Annotated in this window: 14 protein-coding genes; 10 read left to right on the forward strand and 4 right to left on the reverse strand. The window is 66.8% G+C overall.

The features are described 5' to 3' along the window. Positions 1-157 precede the first annotated feature (157 nt). Together WEA80_00500 and leuS are read right to left on the reverse strand one after the other, a co-directional pair. On the reverse strand, positions 158-922 hold the full coding sequence (locus WEA80_00500; protein ID MEX1185053.1) for a PDZ domain-containing protein: 765 nt from the start codon (positions 920-922) through the stop codon (positions 158-160). Between the two features lie 233 nt (positions 923-1,155). Continuing rightward, a complete protein-coding gene (gene leuS / locus WEA80_00505; GenBank protein ID MEX1185054.1) occupies positions 1,156-3,609 on the reverse strand; it encodes a leucine--tRNA ligase in 2,454 nt (817 codons plus the stop codon). A gap of 280 nt (positions 3,610-3,889) precedes the next feature. Here leuS and WEA80_00510 point away from each other — a divergent pair, with 280 nt between their 5' ends. Next, entirely contained in the window at positions 3,890-4,921 is a 1,032-nt protein-coding gene (locus WEA80_00510; protein MEX1185055.1) for an isoaspartyl peptidase/L-asparaginase, read from the forward strand. A gap of 248 nt (positions 4,922-5,169) precedes the next feature. Here the strand turns inward: WEA80_00510 and WEA80_00515 are convergent, their stop codons facing one another. Then, on the reverse strand, positions 5,170-6,270 hold the full coding sequence (locus WEA80_00515; GenBank protein MEX1185056.1) for a N(4)-(beta-N-acetylglucosaminyl)-L-asparaginase: 1,101 nt from the start codon (positions 6,268-6,270) through the stop codon (positions 5,170-5,172). Between the two features lie 191 nt (positions 6,271-6,461). On the opposite strand from WEA80_00515, the gene aspA reads away from it, so the two are divergent. The 8 genes from aspA (at position 6,462) to WEA80_00555 (ending at position 17,130) form a co-directional block, all read left to right on the forward strand. After that, entirely contained in the window at positions 6,462-7,880 is a 1,419-nt protein-coding gene (aspA, locus tag WEA80_00520; GenBank protein ID MEX1185057.1) for an aspartate ammonia-lyase, read from the forward strand. A gap of 56 nt (positions 7,881-7,936) precedes the next feature. Then, entirely contained in the window at positions 7,937-10,315 is a 2,379-nt protein-coding gene (locus WEA80_00525; GenBank protein ID MEX1185058.1) for a protein kinase, read from the forward strand. A 96-nt stretch (positions 10,316-10,411) separates the two neighbouring features. After that, a complete protein-coding gene (gene coxB, locus WEA80_00530) occupies positions 10,412-11,716 on the forward strand; it encodes a cytochrome c oxidase subunit II (GenBank protein MEX1185059.1) in 1,305 nt (434 codons plus the stop codon). 10 nt (positions 11,717-11,726) lie between these two features. Further along, positions 11,727-13,625, forward strand: coding sequence for a cytochrome c oxidase subunit I (gene ctaD, locus WEA80_00535; GenBank protein MEX1185060.1), 1,899 nt, complete (start codon positions 11,727-11,729; stop codon positions 13,623-13,625). Between the two features lie 147 nt (positions 13,626-13,772). Continuing rightward, positions 13,773-14,408 carry a cytochrome c oxidase subunit 3 gene (locus WEA80_00540; protein ID MEX1185061.1) on the forward strand — a complete coding sequence of 212 codons (636 nt, stop codon included), beginning with the start codon at positions 13,773-13,775 and terminating at the stop codon, positions 14,406-14,408. 11 nt (positions 14,409-14,419) lie between these two features. After that, positions 14,420-14,812, forward strand: a complete 393-nt coding sequence (locus tag WEA80_00545; protein MEX1185062.1) for a cytochrome C oxidase subunit IV family protein — start codon at positions 14,420-14,422, stop codon at positions 14,810-14,812. A 327-nt stretch (positions 14,813-15,139) separates the two neighbouring features. Continuing rightward, positions 15,140-16,297, forward strand: a complete 1,158-nt coding sequence (locus tag WEA80_00550; GenBank protein ID MEX1185063.1) for a M20/M25/M40 family metallo-hydrolase — start codon at positions 15,140-15,142, stop codon at positions 16,295-16,297. Further along, positions 16,297-17,130, forward strand: coding sequence for a cytochrome c oxidase assembly protein (locus WEA80_00555; protein MEX1185064.1), 834 nt, complete (start codon positions 16,297-16,299; stop codon positions 17,128-17,130). The genes WEA80_00550 and WEA80_00555 overlap by 1 nt, the downstream gene beginning before the upstream one ends. Before the next feature lie 177 nt (positions 17,131-17,307). Here WEA80_00555 and WEA80_00560 read toward each other — a convergent pair whose 3' ends face one another. Then, positions 17,308-17,901 carry a hypothetical protein gene (locus tag WEA80_00560; protein ID MEX1185065.1) on the reverse strand — a complete coding sequence of 198 codons (594 nt, stop codon included), beginning with the start codon at positions 17,899-17,901 and terminating at the stop codon, positions 17,308-17,310. A gap of 328 nt (positions 17,902-18,229) precedes the next feature. On the opposite strand from WEA80_00560, the gene WEA80_00565 reads away from it, so the two are divergent. After that, positions 18,230-18,661: a hypothetical protein gene (locus WEA80_00565; protein ID MEX1185066.1), complete on the forward strand. Its 432-nt coding sequence runs from the start codon at positions 18,230-18,232 to the stop codon at positions 18,659-18,661. Positions 18,662-18,783: the final 122 nt, after the last annotated feature.

Here is an 18,783-nt window from a genome sequence, read left to right on the forward strand (position 1 = left end):
CCCCCCCCCCCCCCCCCCCCCCCCCCCCCCCCCCCCCCCCCCCCCCCCCTCCCCCGGCGTTCGCCCTCACGCTAGCCGCAAAGGAAACGGCCGCCTTTCGGCGGCCGAGTCATTGGGGCGCGGGGCGCGGGGCGCAGGGCGCAGAACGCAGCGCCGTTCAGATGGTGAAACGACGCACCCCGGGGCGAGTCGGAGTGACACGCGGCAGCGAAAGCACGCCCGGAGTGACGCTTGGAGTCGCGGCCGGCGCTGAGAGGCGGAGCGGCGTGGGGCGCACTTCGATGCGGCGCACCTCCGACGGACGCAGCTCCAGGCGGCGGATGTTCGGGCTCTGCATTCGGAACGCCTCCACCGCCGGAGCAAGTCTGATCGTGCCGGGAGTTCCGGGATGGAACATGCCGCCGAAGCGCCGATTCTTGAACACGTCGGCGTATCTCGCGGTGGTGACCTGCACGTCGCGGTAGCCGCTGCCGGTCCACACGCGCAGGGTGACGGTGCCGCCCGCAGTGAGGTCGCGCATCACCCGCATGAGGCGATGCTGGCCGACGCTGCTGAGGTACGGGTCGCCCGCGTCGGCCGCGCTCGCGCGGACGTCCACGTTGTTGATGAACGCGATCCGGTGCCCCTCATAGATGCCGGCGCGCTCCGCGGGACCGTCCTCGGCGACGCCGTCCACGAACACGCCCAGCGTGTCGCGCTTGGTCGGCGATCCGCCGAGCATCAGTCCGAGGGTCGCGCGGTTGAGCATGGCGCTGTCCGCCACCATGACGCGCTCGATCACGCGATCCCGCAGCTCGGTCGCGGCCTCTTCGGCCCGCCGCGCGTCGCGCTCGACCGTCCGGGACCGGCTCTCGCCCGTCGCCTGGGCGTCCACCGTACCGCCGACCAAGCAAGCCGAGGCGAGCAAAACTAGTGTACGCATGATTCTCCAATCCGAAATGGGTTCACTCTATACGTCACGCGCCTTTTCGGGATGGTTTCCGGTCCCTGCCTCCGGGGCCGCCGTGTGGGCGGGGGTCGCCCGTAGGCGGCGTCTTAGCTCGCACAAACGGGATCCTCGAACTCCACCGTTTCCCCGAGCGAGCGTAGCCGCCGAGGGCGACCCCCGCCCGCACCGCGACCCCGGAGCCACCGACTCAGGCTAACCGCAACCGGTTAGACGACGATGTTGAGCAGGCGGCCGGGGACGAAGACGACCTTCTTTGGAGTGCCGGTTACGAACTTCGCGACGCTTGGCTCGGCGAGGGCGAGCTGCAGGGCAGCCTGCTGTTCGATGCTCGGCGTGACCTGGAGAGTGCCTCGGAGCTTGCCGTTCACCTGCACCGCTAGCTCGATGGTCTCCTCGGCCGCCAGCGCGGGATCGTAGCCCGGCCAGCCGGAGTCGAACACGCTCTCGGTGTGGCCCAGCTGCTCCCACAGCTCCTCGGCGACGTGCGGGGCGAATGGGGAGATCAGTTGCACGACGGGCTCGACCTCGGCGCGGTGCGGCGTGCGCTCGCCGCGGCGGAGCACGTTCATGTACTCCATCAGCGCGGCGATCGCGGTGTTGTAGCTCAAGCGGGGAATGTCCTCGCCGACCTTGCGGATGGTCTGGTGCAGCTTGCGCAGCACGAGCGGATCGGTGTCGCCGTCGGTCGCGCTCGCGCGCACGGATGACCAGAGCCGCTCGATGAAGCGCCGCACGCCGGAGATTCCCTGGTCCCGGAAATCGCCGCCTTCCTCGAACGGCCCGAGGAACATGAGATAGGTGCGGAACGTGTCCGCGCCCCACTGCTCGATGTACGCGTCCGGGATTACGACGTTGCCGCGGCTCTTGGACATCTTCGCGCCCTCGCGCACGATCATCCCGTGCGCGCGGAACCGGGTGAACGGCTCCTCGAACTCGAAGTGCCCGCCGTCGCACAGCACCATCGTGATGAAGCGGGAGTACAGCAGGTGCAGCACCGCGTGCTCGTTCCCGCCGATGTAGGAGTTGACCGGCAGCCACTTCTTCGTCATCCCGGGCTCGAAGGGCTGGTCGTCCACGCCGACGCTCGGGTAGCGCAGGAAATACCACGAGCTGTCGAGAAAGGTGTCCGACACGTCGGTCTCGCGCCGCGCCTGGCCGCCGCACCTGGGACACGCCACGCGGTACCACTCCTCGTGCCGCGCGAGCGGCGAGATCCCGCTGTCGTCGGGCTTGAAGTCCTTCACGAACGGCAGCAGCGCCGGCAGATCATCCTCCGGCACCGGCACCGTGCCGCAGGCGTCGCAATAGATGATCGGGATCGGCGGGCCCCAGTACCGCTGCCGTGAGATGCACCAGTCGTGCAGCCGGTAGATGTTCACCGCGCGCCCGTGCCCGTTCGCCTCGAGCATCGCGGTGATCCGCTGCTTCCCTTCGGCGACGGGGAGCGCGTCGAACTCGCCGGAGTTCACCAGCACCGCGTCGGCGTCGTCCACGTACGCGGCGTCGAGCGGCGTGGACGCGTCCTGCCCTTCGCCCGCGACGACGCGCACGATCGGTAGCTCGTACTTCGTCGCGAACTCGAAGTCGCGCTCGTCGTGCCCGGGGACGCCCATGATCGCGCCGGTGCCGTACTCCATCAGCACGTAATCGGCGATCCAGATCGGGACCGGCTGCCCGGTCGCGGGGTTGATCGCGTACGAGCCCGTGAACACGCCGGTCTTCTCGCGGCTCGTCTTGCGCGACACGAGATCCTGCTTGGCTGCGAGCTCGCGGTACTCGCGCACCGAGTCGAACTCCTCGCGCGTCGTGACGACGTCCACCAGCAGGTGCTCGGGCGCGAGCACCAGGTACGTCGCACCGAAGATCGTGTCCGGGCGGGTGGTGAAGACTTTCACCGACAGCGGCGCGTCCGCGTCGATGTCCAGAGCGAACTCCACTTCCGCGCCGGTAGACTTGCCGATCCAGTTCCGCTGCGCGGTGCGCGTGCTGTCCGACCAGTCCAGCGTGTCGAGGTTCGCCAGCAGCCGCGGCGCGTAGTCGCTGATCTTGAAGAACCACTGCTCGAGCTGCCGCTGCTCCACCATCGCGCCGCACCGCTCGCACGCGCCCGCGATCACCTGCTCGTTGGCGAGCACGGTCTTGTCGTTGGGGCACCAGTTAACCGCGGCGGACTTCTTGTACGCCAGCCCCTGCTTGAGCAGCTGCAGGAAGACCCACTGCGTCCACTTGTAGTACTCGGGATCGGTCGTCGAGAGCGTGTAGCGCCAATCCACCATCAGTCCCGCGCGCTCGAGCTGCCGCCGGAAATTCCTGATGTTGTTCGGGATCAGCTCGCTCGGGTGCTCGCCGACCTTGAGCGCGTAGTTCTCGGAGTGAATCCCGAACGCGTCGTAGCCGAGCGGCTCGAACACGTCGAATCCCTGCAGCCGCTGGAACCGCGCGTAGATGTCGTTGCCCGTGAACGCGAACAGATTCCCGACGTGCAGCCCTTCGGCCGACGGGTACGGGAACATCATCAGCGCGTAAAACGGCTTCTTGGCGCCGGCGAGGTCGGTGTGGTTGGTCCCGCTGACCAGCCACCGCTCCTGCCACTTCGATTCGACAAACGTCGGATCATAGAAATCCGACCGGTCGACCGGCTCCTGCGGGATCTTGCCCATAGTCTTGTAAGTTATCATGGGACGGGACAGTTTCGCGCCGGCGGAGCGGGCCGAGTATCCTCTTCGCGCGGGCGGAGCGGGCCAAGTATCCCGTCGCGCGCTACGCGAGCAAACTACGCTCGCTAAGACGCGCGCTGTGGGGACACTTGGCCCGCTCCGCCCCAGGCATCCCCCCGCCTTCACGTCCTGACACACACCGCGCAAACGGGTAACGCACACCGCGCTCCGCCTTTCCCACTCCCGCGCTATCATTCGCGTGTACCCTCAGGAGCCCATCGTCATGCGCCGAATCGCCGTACTTCTTCTCGCCGCCTCCGCGTGCGCGCCCATCGCACCGCGCAACGCCCCCGCCCCGATCGATGAGGAGCACCCCCGCCTCGAATGGGGCATGGTCCTCCACGGCGGCGCGGGCGTAACGCGGACGAGCTATACCGCCGCCGAGCTGCCGCTGATGCAGGCGACTTTCCAGGCAGCGCTGCGAGCCGGGCACGCGATCCTCGAGCGCGGCGGCTCCAGCCTCGACGCGGTCGAGGCCGCGGTGCGGATCCTGGAGGACGACTCGCTGTTCAACGCCGGCAGGGGCGCGGTGTTCACCAACGACAGCATCAACGAGCTCGACGCGGCGATCATGGAGGGGCACACGTACCGCGCCGGCGCGGTCGCGGGGTTGCACCGCGTGAAGAACCCCATCACTCTCGCGCGCGCCGTGATGGAGCGCTCCAAGCACGTGATGATGATCGGCGACGGTGCCGAGCGATTCGCCGCCGAGCACGGGATCGAGCTGGTGGATCCGAGCTGGTTCCGCACCGGGCGGCGCATGCGCTCGCTGCGGCAGGCGATCGAGAGGGAGCGGCGCGCCGCCAACCCCGGCGGCTCCGCGGTCGTCCCCGATCCGACTCTCCGCTTTGGCACGGTCGGCGCGGTCGCGCTCGACAAGCAGGGTCGTCTCGCCGCCGCCACCACCACCGGCGGCATGACCAACAAGCGCTACGGCCGCGTGGGCGACGTGCCGATCATCGGCGCGGGCACGTACGCGAGTCCCACCTGCGCGGTATCCGCGACGGGTGACGGCGAGTACTTCATCCGCTGGTCGATCGCGCACTCGATCTGCGCGCGCACCGAGCTGGCCGGCATGTCGCTCGCCTCCGCCGCCGACACCGTCATCATGCACATCCTGGAAGCAACCGGCGGCGAAGGCGGCGTCATCTCCCTCGACTCCCGCGGCCACGTTGCCATGCCGTTCAATGCCGAGGGCATGACTCGCGGTTACGTCGGGCCTGATGGTCGCACTTGGATGAAAATGTTCAGATGAGCATCCTCCCTCGTGCTGCACGGTGACATGTCCCGCTACGGCCGCTACGCGCGCAAACTACGCGCGCTAAGACGCGGCCTACGGGGACATGTCGCCGCGCAGCACCGGCTTGCATTCGTACCGCTCGCCGGCTCACCGCGGAACGGCGGGGAGATTTGTTCGTACTTACGGCGGCCCATCTGCAAGCGCGCGAGGTCAGCGCTAAGGTGCAGTTGCTAGCCGGGTGCGAGTTGGCCGTCCCCGAAGGGCTAGCGAGCCTGGTTCACGCAGGCCGGACGAGCCGTGCGCGGTCGTTCCTCGCGCGGATACAGGTACGCGGATTCCACGCGGCGCGCGCCGGTGGCGTCGGCTACGGCGAAGCGGGAGCCGGAGTAGATCGAAGCGGAGCCGAACCGCCCGTCCTTGCTGACCGCGTAGAAGTCCACGTCGAAGCGCGGGCGGTCGCGCTCGTCGAGCAGGCGCGCCTCCGTCATCGCGACGATCCGCTCGAGCGTCTTGAGGCAGGCCTGCTCCGGCGCCATGCCCTGGCGCATGTGCTCCACGGTGAGGAACGACGCGCAGGCCTTGATCACGGCCTCGCCCCGACCCGTCGTCCCCGCGCCGCCCACGAGGTTGTCGCAGTACTGCCCCGCCCCGATGATCGGGCTGTCGCCCACGCGCCCGGGAATCTTCCAGGACAGCCCGCTCGTCGTCGTGACCGTCGACACGTCGCCCGCCGCGTTCAGCGCGATCATGTTGATCGTGCCCGTGTGGAACTTGATGACCACCGGATCAGTGTGATCCAGCCAGTTGTCGCCGCTGCTGAGGCACGCGCGCCAGCGGAGCCAGTCCTGCCTGCTCTCCTCGGTGAGGAGGTTCTGCTCCGTGAATCCCATCTGCAGCGCGAACTTCTTCGCGCCCGCGCCGACGAGCATGACGTGGTCCGTGTAATCCATCACCGCTTTCGCCACCAGCGACGGCGTCGCGATGTCCTCGATGCACGCGACCGCGCCCGCCCGCTTCGTGGGCCCGTGCATGCACGACGCGTCCAGCTGCACCACTCCATCCGCGTTCGGCAGTCCGCCGAGCCCCACCGACTGATCCTCCGGATCGAGCTCCTGGATGTTCACGCCCGCTATCGCAGCATCGAGCGTGTCCGCATTCTCGCGCGTCAGCATCTCGTACGCGCGCGCGACCCCGCGCAGCCCGTTGCTGGACGCCACGACCACCGGCCGAGTGGCGGCCGGCGCGCGCGCGCCAACGCTTCGATCAACGACTTCGACCAAGCCAGCGGCAGCCTTGCCCGAAACAACGGCCGTTGCGGCCGCCGCCGCGCCCGCGCCGAGGAAATCACGTCTGCTGAGGGTCATGGAACGTCCTGTGAGAGAAAGCTGTCTCTGCTCCAATGCGGTAAAAGTGGCTCGCGCACGGGGCCTGCCCCCATAGCGCGCGTCTTAGCTCGCGTAGTTTGCGAGCGTAGCGCGCGAAGGGGGCAGACCCCGCGCGTGAGCCACACTCTATAACTGGAGCAAAGTACGAGCAATAACTACCTTCCCGCCACGTGACCACTCCTCCAGACTCAGCCACGCGGCGCGAGCACGACCTGCTCGGCGAGCGCGACGTCCCCGCGCACGCCCTGTACGGCGTCCAGACGCTGCGCGCCGTGGAGAACTTCCCGATCACCGGCGTGCAGCTGTGGGAGTTCCCCACGCTCGTGGCAGCGATGGCCGCCGTGAAGGAAGCGGCCGCGCTCGCCAACCGCGACCTCGGCCTGCTCGAGCCCGGGATCGCCGGCGCGATCGTCGACGCCGCCCGGGAGATTCGCGCCGGCGCGCACCACGAGCACTTCGTCGTGGACATGTTCCAAGGCGGCGCCGGCACGTCCACCAACATGAACGCCAACGAGGTCATCGCCAACCGCGCGCTCGAGATCCTCGGCCACCGAAGGGGCGATTACCAGGCCATCCACCCCAACACCCACGTCAACCTCAGCCAGTCCACCAACGACGTCTATCCGACCGCGGTGAAGGTCGCGCTACACGCGAGCATCACCGGGTTGCAGAGGGCCATGGCCGAGCTCGCCGGCGCGTTTGCGGCGAAGGGCGTGGAGTTCGCCGACCTGGTCAAGATCGGCCGCACGCAGTTGCAGGACGCCGTGCCGATGACACTCGGCCAGGAGTTCAGCGCCTTCGCGCACACGATCCTCGAGGACGTCGACCGGCTCGGCGAGGCCCAGGCGCTGATCCGCGAGATCAACATGGGCGCCACCGCCATCGGCACCGGCATCAACGCGCCGCCGGAGTACGCCGAGAGCGTTCGCCGGCATCTCTCGGAGATCACCGGGCTCGAGCTGATCACCGCGCCCGATCTCGTGGAAGCGACCGCGGACACCGGCGCCTTCGTCCAGCTGTCGGGCGTGCTCAAGCGCTGCGCCGTCAAGCTGTCGAAGATCTGCAACGATCTGCGGCTGCTCTCGTCGGGCCCGCGCGCCGGCTTGGGCGAGATCGATCTGCCCGCGATGCAGCCCGGCTCGTCCATCATGCCCGGGAAGGTGAACCCGGTGATTCCCGAGGTGATGAACCAGATCTGCTTCGACGTGATCGGCGGAGACGTGACCATCACCCTGGCCGCGGAAGCCGGGCAGCTCCAGCTCAACGTGTTCGAGCCCGTGATGGCCTACCGCCTGCTGCACGGGATGCAGTCGCTCACCAACGGCTGCGTGGTCCTGCGGGAGCGGTGCGTGACCGGCATCAAGGCCAACCCCGCGCGCCTCCGCTGGTTCGTCGAGCACTCGATCGGCGTAGTTACCGCCCTTGTCCCGGTCCTCGGCTACGACGTCGCCACCCAGATCGCGAAGGAGGCGCTCGACAGCGGACGCGGTGTGTACGAAATCGTGCAGGCGCGCGGCCTCATGACGCGCGAGGAGCTCGACCGCATCCTGAATCCCGACTCCATGACGGAGCCCCGAAGCCTGGGCTGATTGGCTGATGTGCGCCCGTATTCCTACATTGGGGCTCGCTCTGAACCGAGCCGACCTTGGCTGATCAGATCAAAGATTCGCTTCAGAAATCGCTAGGCGACGGCTTTCGCGTGACGCGCGAGCTCGGCGGCGGCGGGATGAGCCGCGTCTTCGTGGTCGAGGACGTGAGTCTGCAGCGCGAGACGGTCGTCAAGGTTCTGCACCCCAACATGCCCGGCGCGACGAACGTCGAGCGCTTCCGGCGCGAGATTCATCTGGCCGCGACCCTCTCGCACCCGCACATCGTCCCGCTCCTCGCTGCCGGCGAGACCGACGGCCTGCCGTATTTCACGATGCCGTTCGTAAAAGGCGAATCGCTCCGGGCCAAGCTGTCGCGCGAGGGCGAGCTACCCGTCGCCGAAGCCGTGCACGTCCTGCGCGACGTGGCGCTGGCGCTAGCGCACGCGCATTCCAACGGCGTAGTGCACCGCGACATCAAGCCCGAGAACATCCTCATGACCGGCGGATCCGCCGTCGTCACGGACTTCGGCGTTGCGAAGGCGCTCGACCGCGCGGCGCCGGAAGCGAGCTTGGCGACGTCGTCCGGGTTCGCGCTCGGCACACCGGCGTACATGGCTCCCGAGCAGGCAGCCGCCGACCCGCACGTCGATCACCGCGCGGACATCTACGCCTTCGGCGTAGTCGCGTACGAGCTGCTCACCGGCGAAGCTCCCTTCCGCGGCCAGGCGCAGCAGATCCTCGCCGCCCACGCGATGCAGGAGCCGGAGGCGCTGGATCGCAGGCGCCGGGGAATCCCGATCGTGCTCGCCAATCTCGTGATGCGTTGCCTTGCGAAACGGCCCGCGGACAGGCCGCAGAGCGCGACAGAGCTGGTAACCACGCTCGACAGCGTCGCGTCCACGAGCAGCGCGGGTGCGCCGAACACACGCGCTCGGCGAAGCTACCTCCGGCCGCTCCTCTTTGCGCTTCCGGTTCTCGCCCTGCTCGGATCCGTCGCCTGGTACGCTCTCGACAGGAGCTCGGAGACCGATGCCGAGGCGCCGAAGTCGGTCGCTGTGCTTCCCTTCGTGAACCTGGGCGGCGGACAAAGCGACGAGTACTTCAGCGACGGAATCACGGACGAGCTGACTTCTGCGCTGGCTCGAATCGAAGGGCTCGGCGTAGCTTCGCGGACCTCCGCGTTTTCCTTCAAGGGAAGGAGCAACGTCGACACGCGCGCCGTAGGACGTGCGCTGAATGTCGGGGCCGTACTCGAAGGAACGGTTCGAAGATCGGGTGACCGCCTTAAAGTCAGCGCGCAGCTCAGCAACACTTCGGACGGCTTCATCCTCTGGTCGGAGACCTACGAGCGACGTGGAGCGGACGTATTCGACGTGCAGGAGGACATCGCCAGGTCGATCGCGGCGGCGCTCCGTATTCAGTTGAGCGCGGGCAAATCTCTCTTTACCGGCACGCGGGATTCGGGAGCCCACGATCTGTACCTGCGCGGTCGGTTTGCGTGGAACAGGCGATCCGCGGCGGAGCTGAAGAATGCGATCGCCTATTTCGAAGAGGCGATCGCAAAGGACCCTGGCTTCGCGCGCGCGTATTCCGGCTTGGCGGAAAGCTACGTACTCCTCCCCATATTCGACGGGCGGACCAGTGGTCTCGCGAGCTGGCAGCGCGCGAAGGCCGCGGCCCTGAAAGCGCTGCAGCTCGATCCGATGCTCGTCGAAGCTCAGTCCGCTCTTGCGTACGGCTACGGCATGCACGAAGGAAACGCGGTCGCCGCCGATGAAGCTTTTCGCCGCGCGATCCGCATGAACCCGCGCTACGCAACCGCCCACCAATGGTACGCCGACCACTTGGCGTCTCGCGGCCAGTTGGAGCGCAGCCTCGCCGAGATGCGGGTGGCCCAGGCGCTCGATCCTCTCTCGCTGCAAATCAACTACGAGATAGCACGGGGCCTCTATTTCCTTCGCCGCTACGACGAGTCGATTCAGCACCTGAACCGCAGCGTGAAGACCGATTCAGCCTTCGCCGGATTCCGTACCGCGCTCGGTGTCGCCTACATGATGAAGGGCGATCACACGAGGGCACTGGAAAACGCCCGCCTTGCGGTGCCACTTTCGGGAGGACGCCCGATCGTCCTTGGCCGGCTTGCCGCCGCCCTGGCCCATGCGGGGCAAACAGGAGAGGCGAGAGATGGCTTGCGGGATCTTCAGCGGCGCGCGCGCGAGGGAGAAGCGCTCTGGTTTCCGATCGCGCTCGCGGCGACAGCTCTCGGAGAACGCGACCTGGCGCTCGGCGCGCTGGAAAAAAGCGCGGAGATGAACGACGCAATAATGTACGAGTTCACCTTCGACCCCGCCCTCGACCCGCTCAGGTCCGATCCGAGATTCATCGCTCTCTGGCGCAAGATGGGCCTCCCTCCGTCGTCGCCGGACTGGCGCTGATTCCGGTCCGAATCGCGGTTACCTTTGAACTGATCCGCCGTTAGCTTTCCGCGCGTCCCCGACCGAAATACCGTACTGCTCGGACATCGACAACGAATGAAAGTTTCCGTACGCGTGCGGCGGCTATCACCATACCTGGCTCTGGCCGCACTCGCGATGATATTCGCCGCGTGCACCGGCGAGACGACCCAGTACCCCAACTCCACGTTCGAGCCCAAGACCGAGCTCGGCCGCGCCATCGACGACCTGTGGGACATCCTGCTCCTGCTCGGGACGATCGTCTTCGTCCTCGTCGAGCTCGTCCTGGCCTTCGTCGTCTGGAAGTACCGCAACAACAAGGAAGCGAAGCACACCCACGGGAACACCAAGCTCGAGATCCTCTGGACGCTGATCCCCGCGATCATTCTCGTGTTCATAGCGGTGCCAACCGTCAGGACGATCTTCGAGACGCAGGCCCCCGCTCCCGGCGACGCGCTCAAGGTCGACGTCATCGGCCACCAGTGGTGGTGGGAGTTCAGGTATCCCGAGTACGGCGTGACGACCGCCAACGAGCTGTACCTCCCGGTCGGCCGCACCGTGAGCTTCTCGCTCACCACCAGGGACGTGATCCACTCGTTCTGGATCCCGCAGATGGGCGCCAAGCGCGACCTCATCGCCAACCGCACCAATTACATCTGGTTCACGCCGGACACCGCCATCGCGCCCAGCGTGTGGAACGGCTTCTGTACGGAGTACTGCGGGACGTCGCACGCGTTCATGCGCTTTCGCGTGTTCACCGTGACGCCCGAGCAGTTCGAGAGCTGGATCGCCGGGCAGAAGGCCACCGCCGCGTTCAACGCCGGTCCGGCGGCTCCGGCCCCTTCGGCCCCGGACAGCCAGCCGCCCGCCGCGACCCCGCTCGACACGAATCCTCCGGCCCGGCCGATCGGTCCGCCCACCGGCACCGGCACCGGCACCGCGCAGCTCGCCGGCGGAGTGGCGCCCGGATATTTCTTCCCGCACGAGAGCATGCCGGCGTACGCCGTGCCGCAGCGTCCGCTGCCAGCGAACATCAGCTTCACGCGCGGCCTCACGGGCGATCCCGCGCGCGGACAGACCGCGTTCATGCTGGGCGGATGCATCGGCTGCCACACCGTGCGCGGCAACCCGATGGCCGCCGGCATCCTCGGCCCCGACCTCACGCACTTCGCCACGCGCCATACGCTGGCGGGCGGCATCTACCCGAACACGACCGACTACCTGGCGCGCTGGATCAAGAACGCGCGCGTGATGAAACCCGCCAGCCTCATGCCGACGCTCGGCAAGGGCGAGTACGACCCCGTCCTCAAGCGGACGGCGCCCGTGTCACTCGACGACCAGCAGATCGCCGACATCGTCGCGTACCTGCAGCAGCTGAGATAGGAATCCAGGGATGACAACAGCCGCAATCACGCCCCACGTCACCGACTACAAGACGGCCGGCGCGTACACCGGACAGAAGGGGATCTGGAGCTGGCTCACGACCGTCGATCACAAGCGGATCGGCAAGCTCTACCTGTTCACCGCGCTCTTCTTCTTCATGGTGGGCGGGCTCGAGGCGGTCGTGATCCGCGCGCAGCTCGGCGGGCCGAACCGCTCGCTCGTGAGCGCGGAGTTCTACAACCAGCTTTTCACGATGCACGGCACGACGATGATCTTCCTCGCCGTCATGCCGCTGTCGGCCGCGTTCTTCAACTTCCTGATACCGCTCCAGATCGGCGCGCGCGACGTTGCCTTCCCGCGGCTCAACGCGTTCAGCTACTGGGTGTACCTGTTCGGCGGAATCTTCATCACCGTCCCGATCTTCTTCGCGCTCGCGCCCGACGGCGGCTGGTTCGGCTACACGCCGCTGACCACCAAGGCGTACTCGCCCGGGATGAACATCGACTTCTGGGTGATCGGTCTCCTGATCCTCGGCGTCTCGTCGCTCGCCGCGGCGTTCAACTTCCTCACGACGATCATCAACCTGCGCGCGCCCGGCATGACGCTCATGCGCATGCCGATGTTCACCTGGATGTCGTTCGTCGTGCAGTTCCTGCTGGTGCTGGCGTTCCCGGTGATCACGATCGCGCTGGTGTTCCTCCTGTTCGACCGCTTCTTCGGGACGAACTTCTACACGGTCACCGCCGGCGGCAACCCGCTGCTCTGGCAGCACCTGTTCTGGATCTTCGGACACCCCGAGGTCTACATCCTGGTCCTGCCCGCGTTCGGCCTCGTCTCCGAGCTTCTGCCGACGTACTCGCAGAAGCCGCTGTTCGGCTACGCCGTCGTGGTGTACTCCGGAATCCTGATCGGCTTCCTCGGCTTCGGCGTGTGGGCGCACCACATGTTCGCGGTGGGCATGGGGCCGGTGGCCGACACCGTGTTCAGCCTCACGACCATGCTGATCGCGATCCCCACGGGCGTGAAGATCTTCAACTGGATCGCCACGGTCGCGCAGGGCAAGCTCAAGTTCACCACTGCGATGTTGTTCGCACTTGGCCTCATCTCGCTGTTCACGATCGGCGGAATCTCCGGTATCATGCACAGCTCGCCGCCGGCCGACCTGCAGCAGACCGACACGTACTTCATCGTCGCGCACTTCCATTATGTGCTGTTCGGCGGCTCGATCATGGGGATCTTCGGCGGCATCTACCACTACTTCCCCAAAATGTTCGGCCGGCTCATGCACGAAGGGCTCGGCAAGATCCATTTCTGGCTGACGTTCATCGCGATGAACCTGACGTTCTTCCCGATGCACTACGCCGGCATGCTCGGCATGCCGCGCCGCATCTACACGTACGACGCGGAGCAGGGCTGGGATCTGTTCAACGCGATGTCCACCGGCGGTGCGTACCTGCTCGGCGTCGCGGTCATCGTGTTCGTCTGGAACTTCCTGTGGAGCATGAAGCGCGGCGCGGTCGCGGGCCCGAATCCGTGGAACGCGCCGACACTCGAATGGTCGATCCCGTCCCCGCCGCCCGAGTACAACTTCGCGCAGACGCCAGAGGTGCACTCGCGCTACCCGATGTGGGACCAGCGCGCGAGCGACGTCGACCACCCGAAGGTAAACCTCACCGAGGGCAAGTCGCCGGAGCAGATGGGAATCATCATGCCGTACAGCACCATCAAGCCGCTGGTCGTGGCGCTGGGGATGGTGCTCATGTTCTCGGGACTGATCGCGAGCCGGGATCCGGCGACCGGAGGGAGCAAGCCGGTGCTGTGGGTGATGTTCGCCGGAGCTGCTATCATGATCGGCGCGTTGTACTCCTGGCTGCTGGCGCCGCTCGAGCCCGAGCATCATGGGCACTGAGGAACTACGCTACGTGCTGCGTCCTGCGACCTGCGCCCTCGCCGCGTCGTCCGAGCTGAAAGACTGTCTGTCCCTCCTGCACCGACCTTTCCAGGGCGCAGGCCGCAGCACGCAGCACGCAGCGCTTTTCCCCAGCGTAACCGAATGATGCATTACACCACCACCGGACTGGATAACAGAAAAATTGCAATTTGGGCCTTCATCGGCTCCGAGTGCATGCTCTTCATGTCGCTCATCTCCACCTACCTCATCTACAAGGGGAAGAGCGTAGTCGGACCGTTCCCGCACGAGGCGTGGACCGATCCGATGACGGGCAGGGTGTTCCACGGGATTCTCGACATCCCGGTGACGTCGGCGTCGACGTTCGTGCTGCTGATGTCGTCGCTGTTCATGGTGCTGGCGCTCGCGGCCGTGCAGAACAAGCACGTCCCCAAGCATACGACCGGCGACCGCATTCTCGGCTCGTCCCGGCTCTGGCTGTTCATGACCGCGCTCGCGGGCTCGACCTTCCTCGGCTTTCAGGCGTTCGAGTTCACCTCGTTCGTGCACGAGGGGCTGACGATCCGGCGCAACCTGTTCGGCTCGACGTTCTTCACGCTGACCGGCTTCCACGGCGCGCACGTCACCGCCGGCGTGCTCTGGCTGCTCACGCTGCTGGCCATCGACTTCAAGCGCGGGCTGACCGCCAGGGACGAGATGGTCGTCGACCTGTGCGCGCTGTACTGGCACTTCGTCGATGTTGTCTGGATCGCGATCTTCACACTCATCTATCTCATCAGGTAGCGGAGCGACCGATGGCTGACCCACACACTCCCGCGCCGGTGATCGATCCTTCGCATGCGCTGCCTCCCGCCGGCGAGAGCACGGCGGGCCACGCGCACCACCCGGACGAGAAGCCGCACCCCACGTGGAAGCAGTACAAGTGGGTCGCGCTCATCCTGACGGTCATCACGATCGTCGAGGTCTGGATCTACTACATCCCCGCCTTCGTCGCTTCGCGCCTGTTCGTGCCGTCGCTGCTGATCATGTCGGCGATCAAGTTCGCGATCGTGGTGATGTTCTACATGCACCTGCGGTACGATCACAAGCTGTTCCGCGTGCTGTTCACCGGACCGCTGATCATCGCGATCACGTCAGTTATCGCGTTGATGTTCCTGTTCGGCCAAGTGGCGCTGAGACTGCAGTAGCCGCATTAGCCCCCGGGATTTTGACGGGGAAACCAAGAAGTGAGAGTCCAGAAGCCAGGTTGCCAGAAGCGAGATCAATTTTCTGGGAATCTGGCTTCTCGCTTCTGGCATCTCATTTCTTGGATTCCCCTTCCCGGCGCCTGGAGCCAGTCTCTTTACGCCGTCACCTTCTTCGCGCTTAGTTAACGCATGTCTTTCCGTCGACTATCCCCTCTGTTCCTGTCCGTGGCTCTCGCCGCCTGTGCGAGCGCCCCGACCCCGGCCGTCCCCGCCCAACCACCGGCCCGCGAGCTCGCGCCTGTCGCGATCCCTGACGCCGACCCCCGCGTGCGCTCCGCCCTCGAGCAGATCCGCACCGACGACCCCTGGCTGATCGAGCAGCAGATCTCCATCTGCGAGATCGAAGCCCCTCCGTTCAAGGAGCAGCGCCGCGCCGCCGATTTCGCCGCCCGTTTTCGCGCGCTCGGCTATGCCACCGTCCGGATCGACGCCGAAGGCAACGTCATCGCCGAGCGGCCCGGCGATCCGGGTGAGCCCGTCGTGGTTCTCTCCGCTCATCTCGACACCGTTTTCCCCGAAGGCACGGACGTCAAAGTCCGCCGGAGCGGCGACACGCTGCGCGGTCCCGGCATCGGCGACGACTGCCGCGGGCTCGCCGTGCTGCTCGCCGTCGCGCGCGCGCTCGATCACGCGCAGGTCCGCGCGGCAGGCACCATCATCTTCGTCGGCACCGTGGGCGAGGAAGGCGCGGGGAATCTCCGCGGCGTGCGGCACCTCGTGGACGTCTCGCTGAAGGACCGGATCGACTACTTCATCTCCGTGGACGGAGCCGGGCTGGGGACGACGTCAGCCGCCGTCGGCAGCAATCGCTATCGAGTGACGTACGCCGGTCCGGGCGGACACAGCTATGGCGCCTTCGGCATGCCGAACCCGATGCACGCCCTCGGCCGCGCGATCGCGCTCGTCTCGGAGATTCAGGTTCCCGCCGAGCCGAAAACCACGTTCTCCGTGGGCGCCGTGAGCGGCGGTACCTCGGTCAACTCCATCTCCGAGTCCGCAGCGATGGACGTGGACCTGCGGTCGGAGTCTCCGGCCGCGCTTGCGGCGCTCGACAGCGCGTTCATGCGCGCCGTCGCGTCCGCGCTTGCCGCCGAGCGCGCGCGGTGGCCGCGGTCGTCCGTCGCGTTGAACGTAAAGATCGACACGATCGGAATCCGCCCCGCGGCAACGCAGCCCGACACGGCGCTGATAGTTCGCGCCGCGCTCGAAGCGGGACGGACGCTCGGCTTTTCCTCGGAGACCGGGGCGTCGAGCACGGATGCGAACCTCCCCATGTCGCGCGGGATTCCGGCGATCACGATCGACGGCGGCGGCATCGGTCGCGGCGCGCACTCGCTGAACGAGAGCTGGATCGCGACGCCCGACGCGTATCTGGGCCCGCAGTGGGCGCTGCTCCTCACCCTGGCGCTCGCGGGCGTGCGTTGATGCCGGTCTTGTTCCTTCATCCCCTGTCCGCGCTCACCTGGCAGGATTGGAGCATCCACTGGAGCACCGTCATCGGGCTCGTCGCGCTCGGCGCCCTGTACGTGTACGCGTGGCGGTTCGAGCGGCCGAACCTCGCCGAGAAAGTCTCGTTCTTCTCCGGGCTCGCAATCATCTTCCTGTCGCTCAACGGTCCCATCCACGACCTGAGCGATTTCTATCTGTTCAGCGCGCACATGGTGCAGCACCTCCTGCTCACGCTCGCCGTGCCGCCGCTGCTGATCGCGGGCACGCGCGGCGGGATGCTGCGGCCCCTGCTGGCCGTGCGCGGCGTCGGCCCGCTCGCGCGCTTCCTCACGCGCCCGATCACCTGCTACGTATTGTTCAACGTCGTGCTCGCGCTCTGGCACATGCCGCTGTTCTACAACGCCGCGATGGCGAACCACAACGTGCACATCACGCAGCACCTGTCCATGATGATCACCGCGACACTGATGTGGTGGCCGCTCATGAGCCCGCTGCCCGAGCTGCCGCGGCTGTCGTATCCCGGGCAGATGCTGTACTGCTTCCTGATGGTGATCCCGATGTCGGTCGTCGCGATCTACATCGCGCTCGCCGACACGGTGCTGTACCCCGCCTACGCCGCCGCGCCGCGCATCTGGGGGATCTCGCCGATGCTCGACCAGCACATCGGCGGGCTGATCATGTGGATCCCCGGCGGGCTGTTCTTCTACGCGATCATGTCCGTGGTGTTCTTCAAGTGGGTCAAGCGCGGCGAAGACTCCACCGCCGCCGCGCAGATCGGCTGGGCTCCGGTTGTCGGTAAAAGCGAGTGATTCGTCTTGATCTGCGTCCGTGGGGTGAGAGGCGGGCATCCTCTACGCGCGCTCGACCCACTCGGTTGTTAGGGCGCGCGCGGGGATTCGGAGAGTCCGGCTCGGAGCGCCGATGTCCGTTGGCCCCGACTGCGCTCGTGCCCGTCAGGGTGGCGCGCTGGGGGACACATGGAACCCTCAGCAACAGGACGCGATGCGGACCAGTCTGCCCTCGCTCGTACTCCACGCCACCACGTACGTTTCTTCACCGCCCGCGTAGTACCAGAACGCGGGCATCGCGCGCGTCTCGGCGGCCACGGTCTGGATGCGCGCCGGCGGCACCGCGCGCGCGAGCGTGTTGAGCTCGTCGTACGCGCCGGCCGGCAGCGGCTCCCACAGCTTCAGCGATTTTGCCGCGCGGTACTCGTGCTCGGCAATGTCGTACCGGATCGCGTCCAGATCCGCCTCGGTCTTGCCCGAGTAGCGCGGCGCGGCCGAGCCGGCGATGAATGCCGAGTCGGCGAAGATCTTCCGGAGCTGCAATTCGGCCGCGCGCAGCACCGCCGCGGAATCCTTCGCCGAGCCGGGCGCGTCGTATTTCATGTAGGAGACCGCGGGCCACTCGTGCCGGTACAGGATGCGGTCCTTCGACGTGCGGATCTCCAGCCGCACCATCGTCGAGTCCAGCGGGCCCTTGCTCACCGTCGCGACCAGCCGCTCGGCGTTCTCCTCGTCGCCGTCGAGCTCGCGATGCGTCTCGTTCCGCCACCAGAGGTCGGACCCGCCCGCCACGGCGCCGGTTGCCGGACCCGCAGGGTGGCTCGTAGAGACATTCGTAGCGTCCGGGCCGCTCCGTTCGCCCCCGCAGCCCGCGATAACCACCGCAATGATTGGCGGTGCGCCCCATTTGATCAGATTCTGTTTCATGGCGGAAGTCTAGCTCGTACTGGTGCGATCCGTGCAATCGGTTCTTTCCGAAAGCGATCGGGAGCACGGATGACCCGGGATTCTCCGTGACGCCGGTCGTTGCACTACGTTCCGTTGAAGGGCTGATGGAATGCGTGCGTGGAACCAGAGCATCCGACCGAGCCGAAGCAGCTCCGAACCTCCAGGAGGGACGATGAGAACCACCAGCAAGCTCGCCGCACTATCTCTTGCCTTCGCGCTCGCGGCGTGCGCGGGGACCGACGATTCGGCCGCCGACTCGGCGGCGATCGACACACAGGCAGGCTTGGCGACACCCGCCCCGACCGCCACGAGCGACACCGCCGTGATCCACGTCCCGCTCACCGAATGGAGCGTCGTTGTCAGCCAGGGCGTCGTCGCGCCCGGCACGTTCAACTTCCATGCGATGAACCAGGGCACGTACACGCACGCGTTCGAGATAGAGGGCAACGGTCAGGAGTGGAAGAGCGCTCCCATCCCCCCCGGCGGCACCGCGACACTGACACCGACGCTCACACCCGGCACGTACACGGTGTACTGCCCGATCACGGACAGTCAGGGGAATCATCGGGAGAAGGGGATGAGCACAACATTCACCGTCCAGTAACGGCGAGTCCGCACGGAAGAGCGCTGCGTGCTGCGTGCTGCGTGCTGCGTCCTAGCAGGATTCCGGGCGAGCGTCAGCGTCCGGAAACCCACTGGCATCGAAAGACCGGGGTTTAGAAGTCT

It is taken from the genome of Gemmatimonadaceae bacterium (genome assembly GCA_040882285.1).
Classification (GTDB): Bacteria; Gemmatimonadota; Gemmatimonadetes; order Gemmatimonadales; family Gemmatimonadaceae; genus JACDCY01.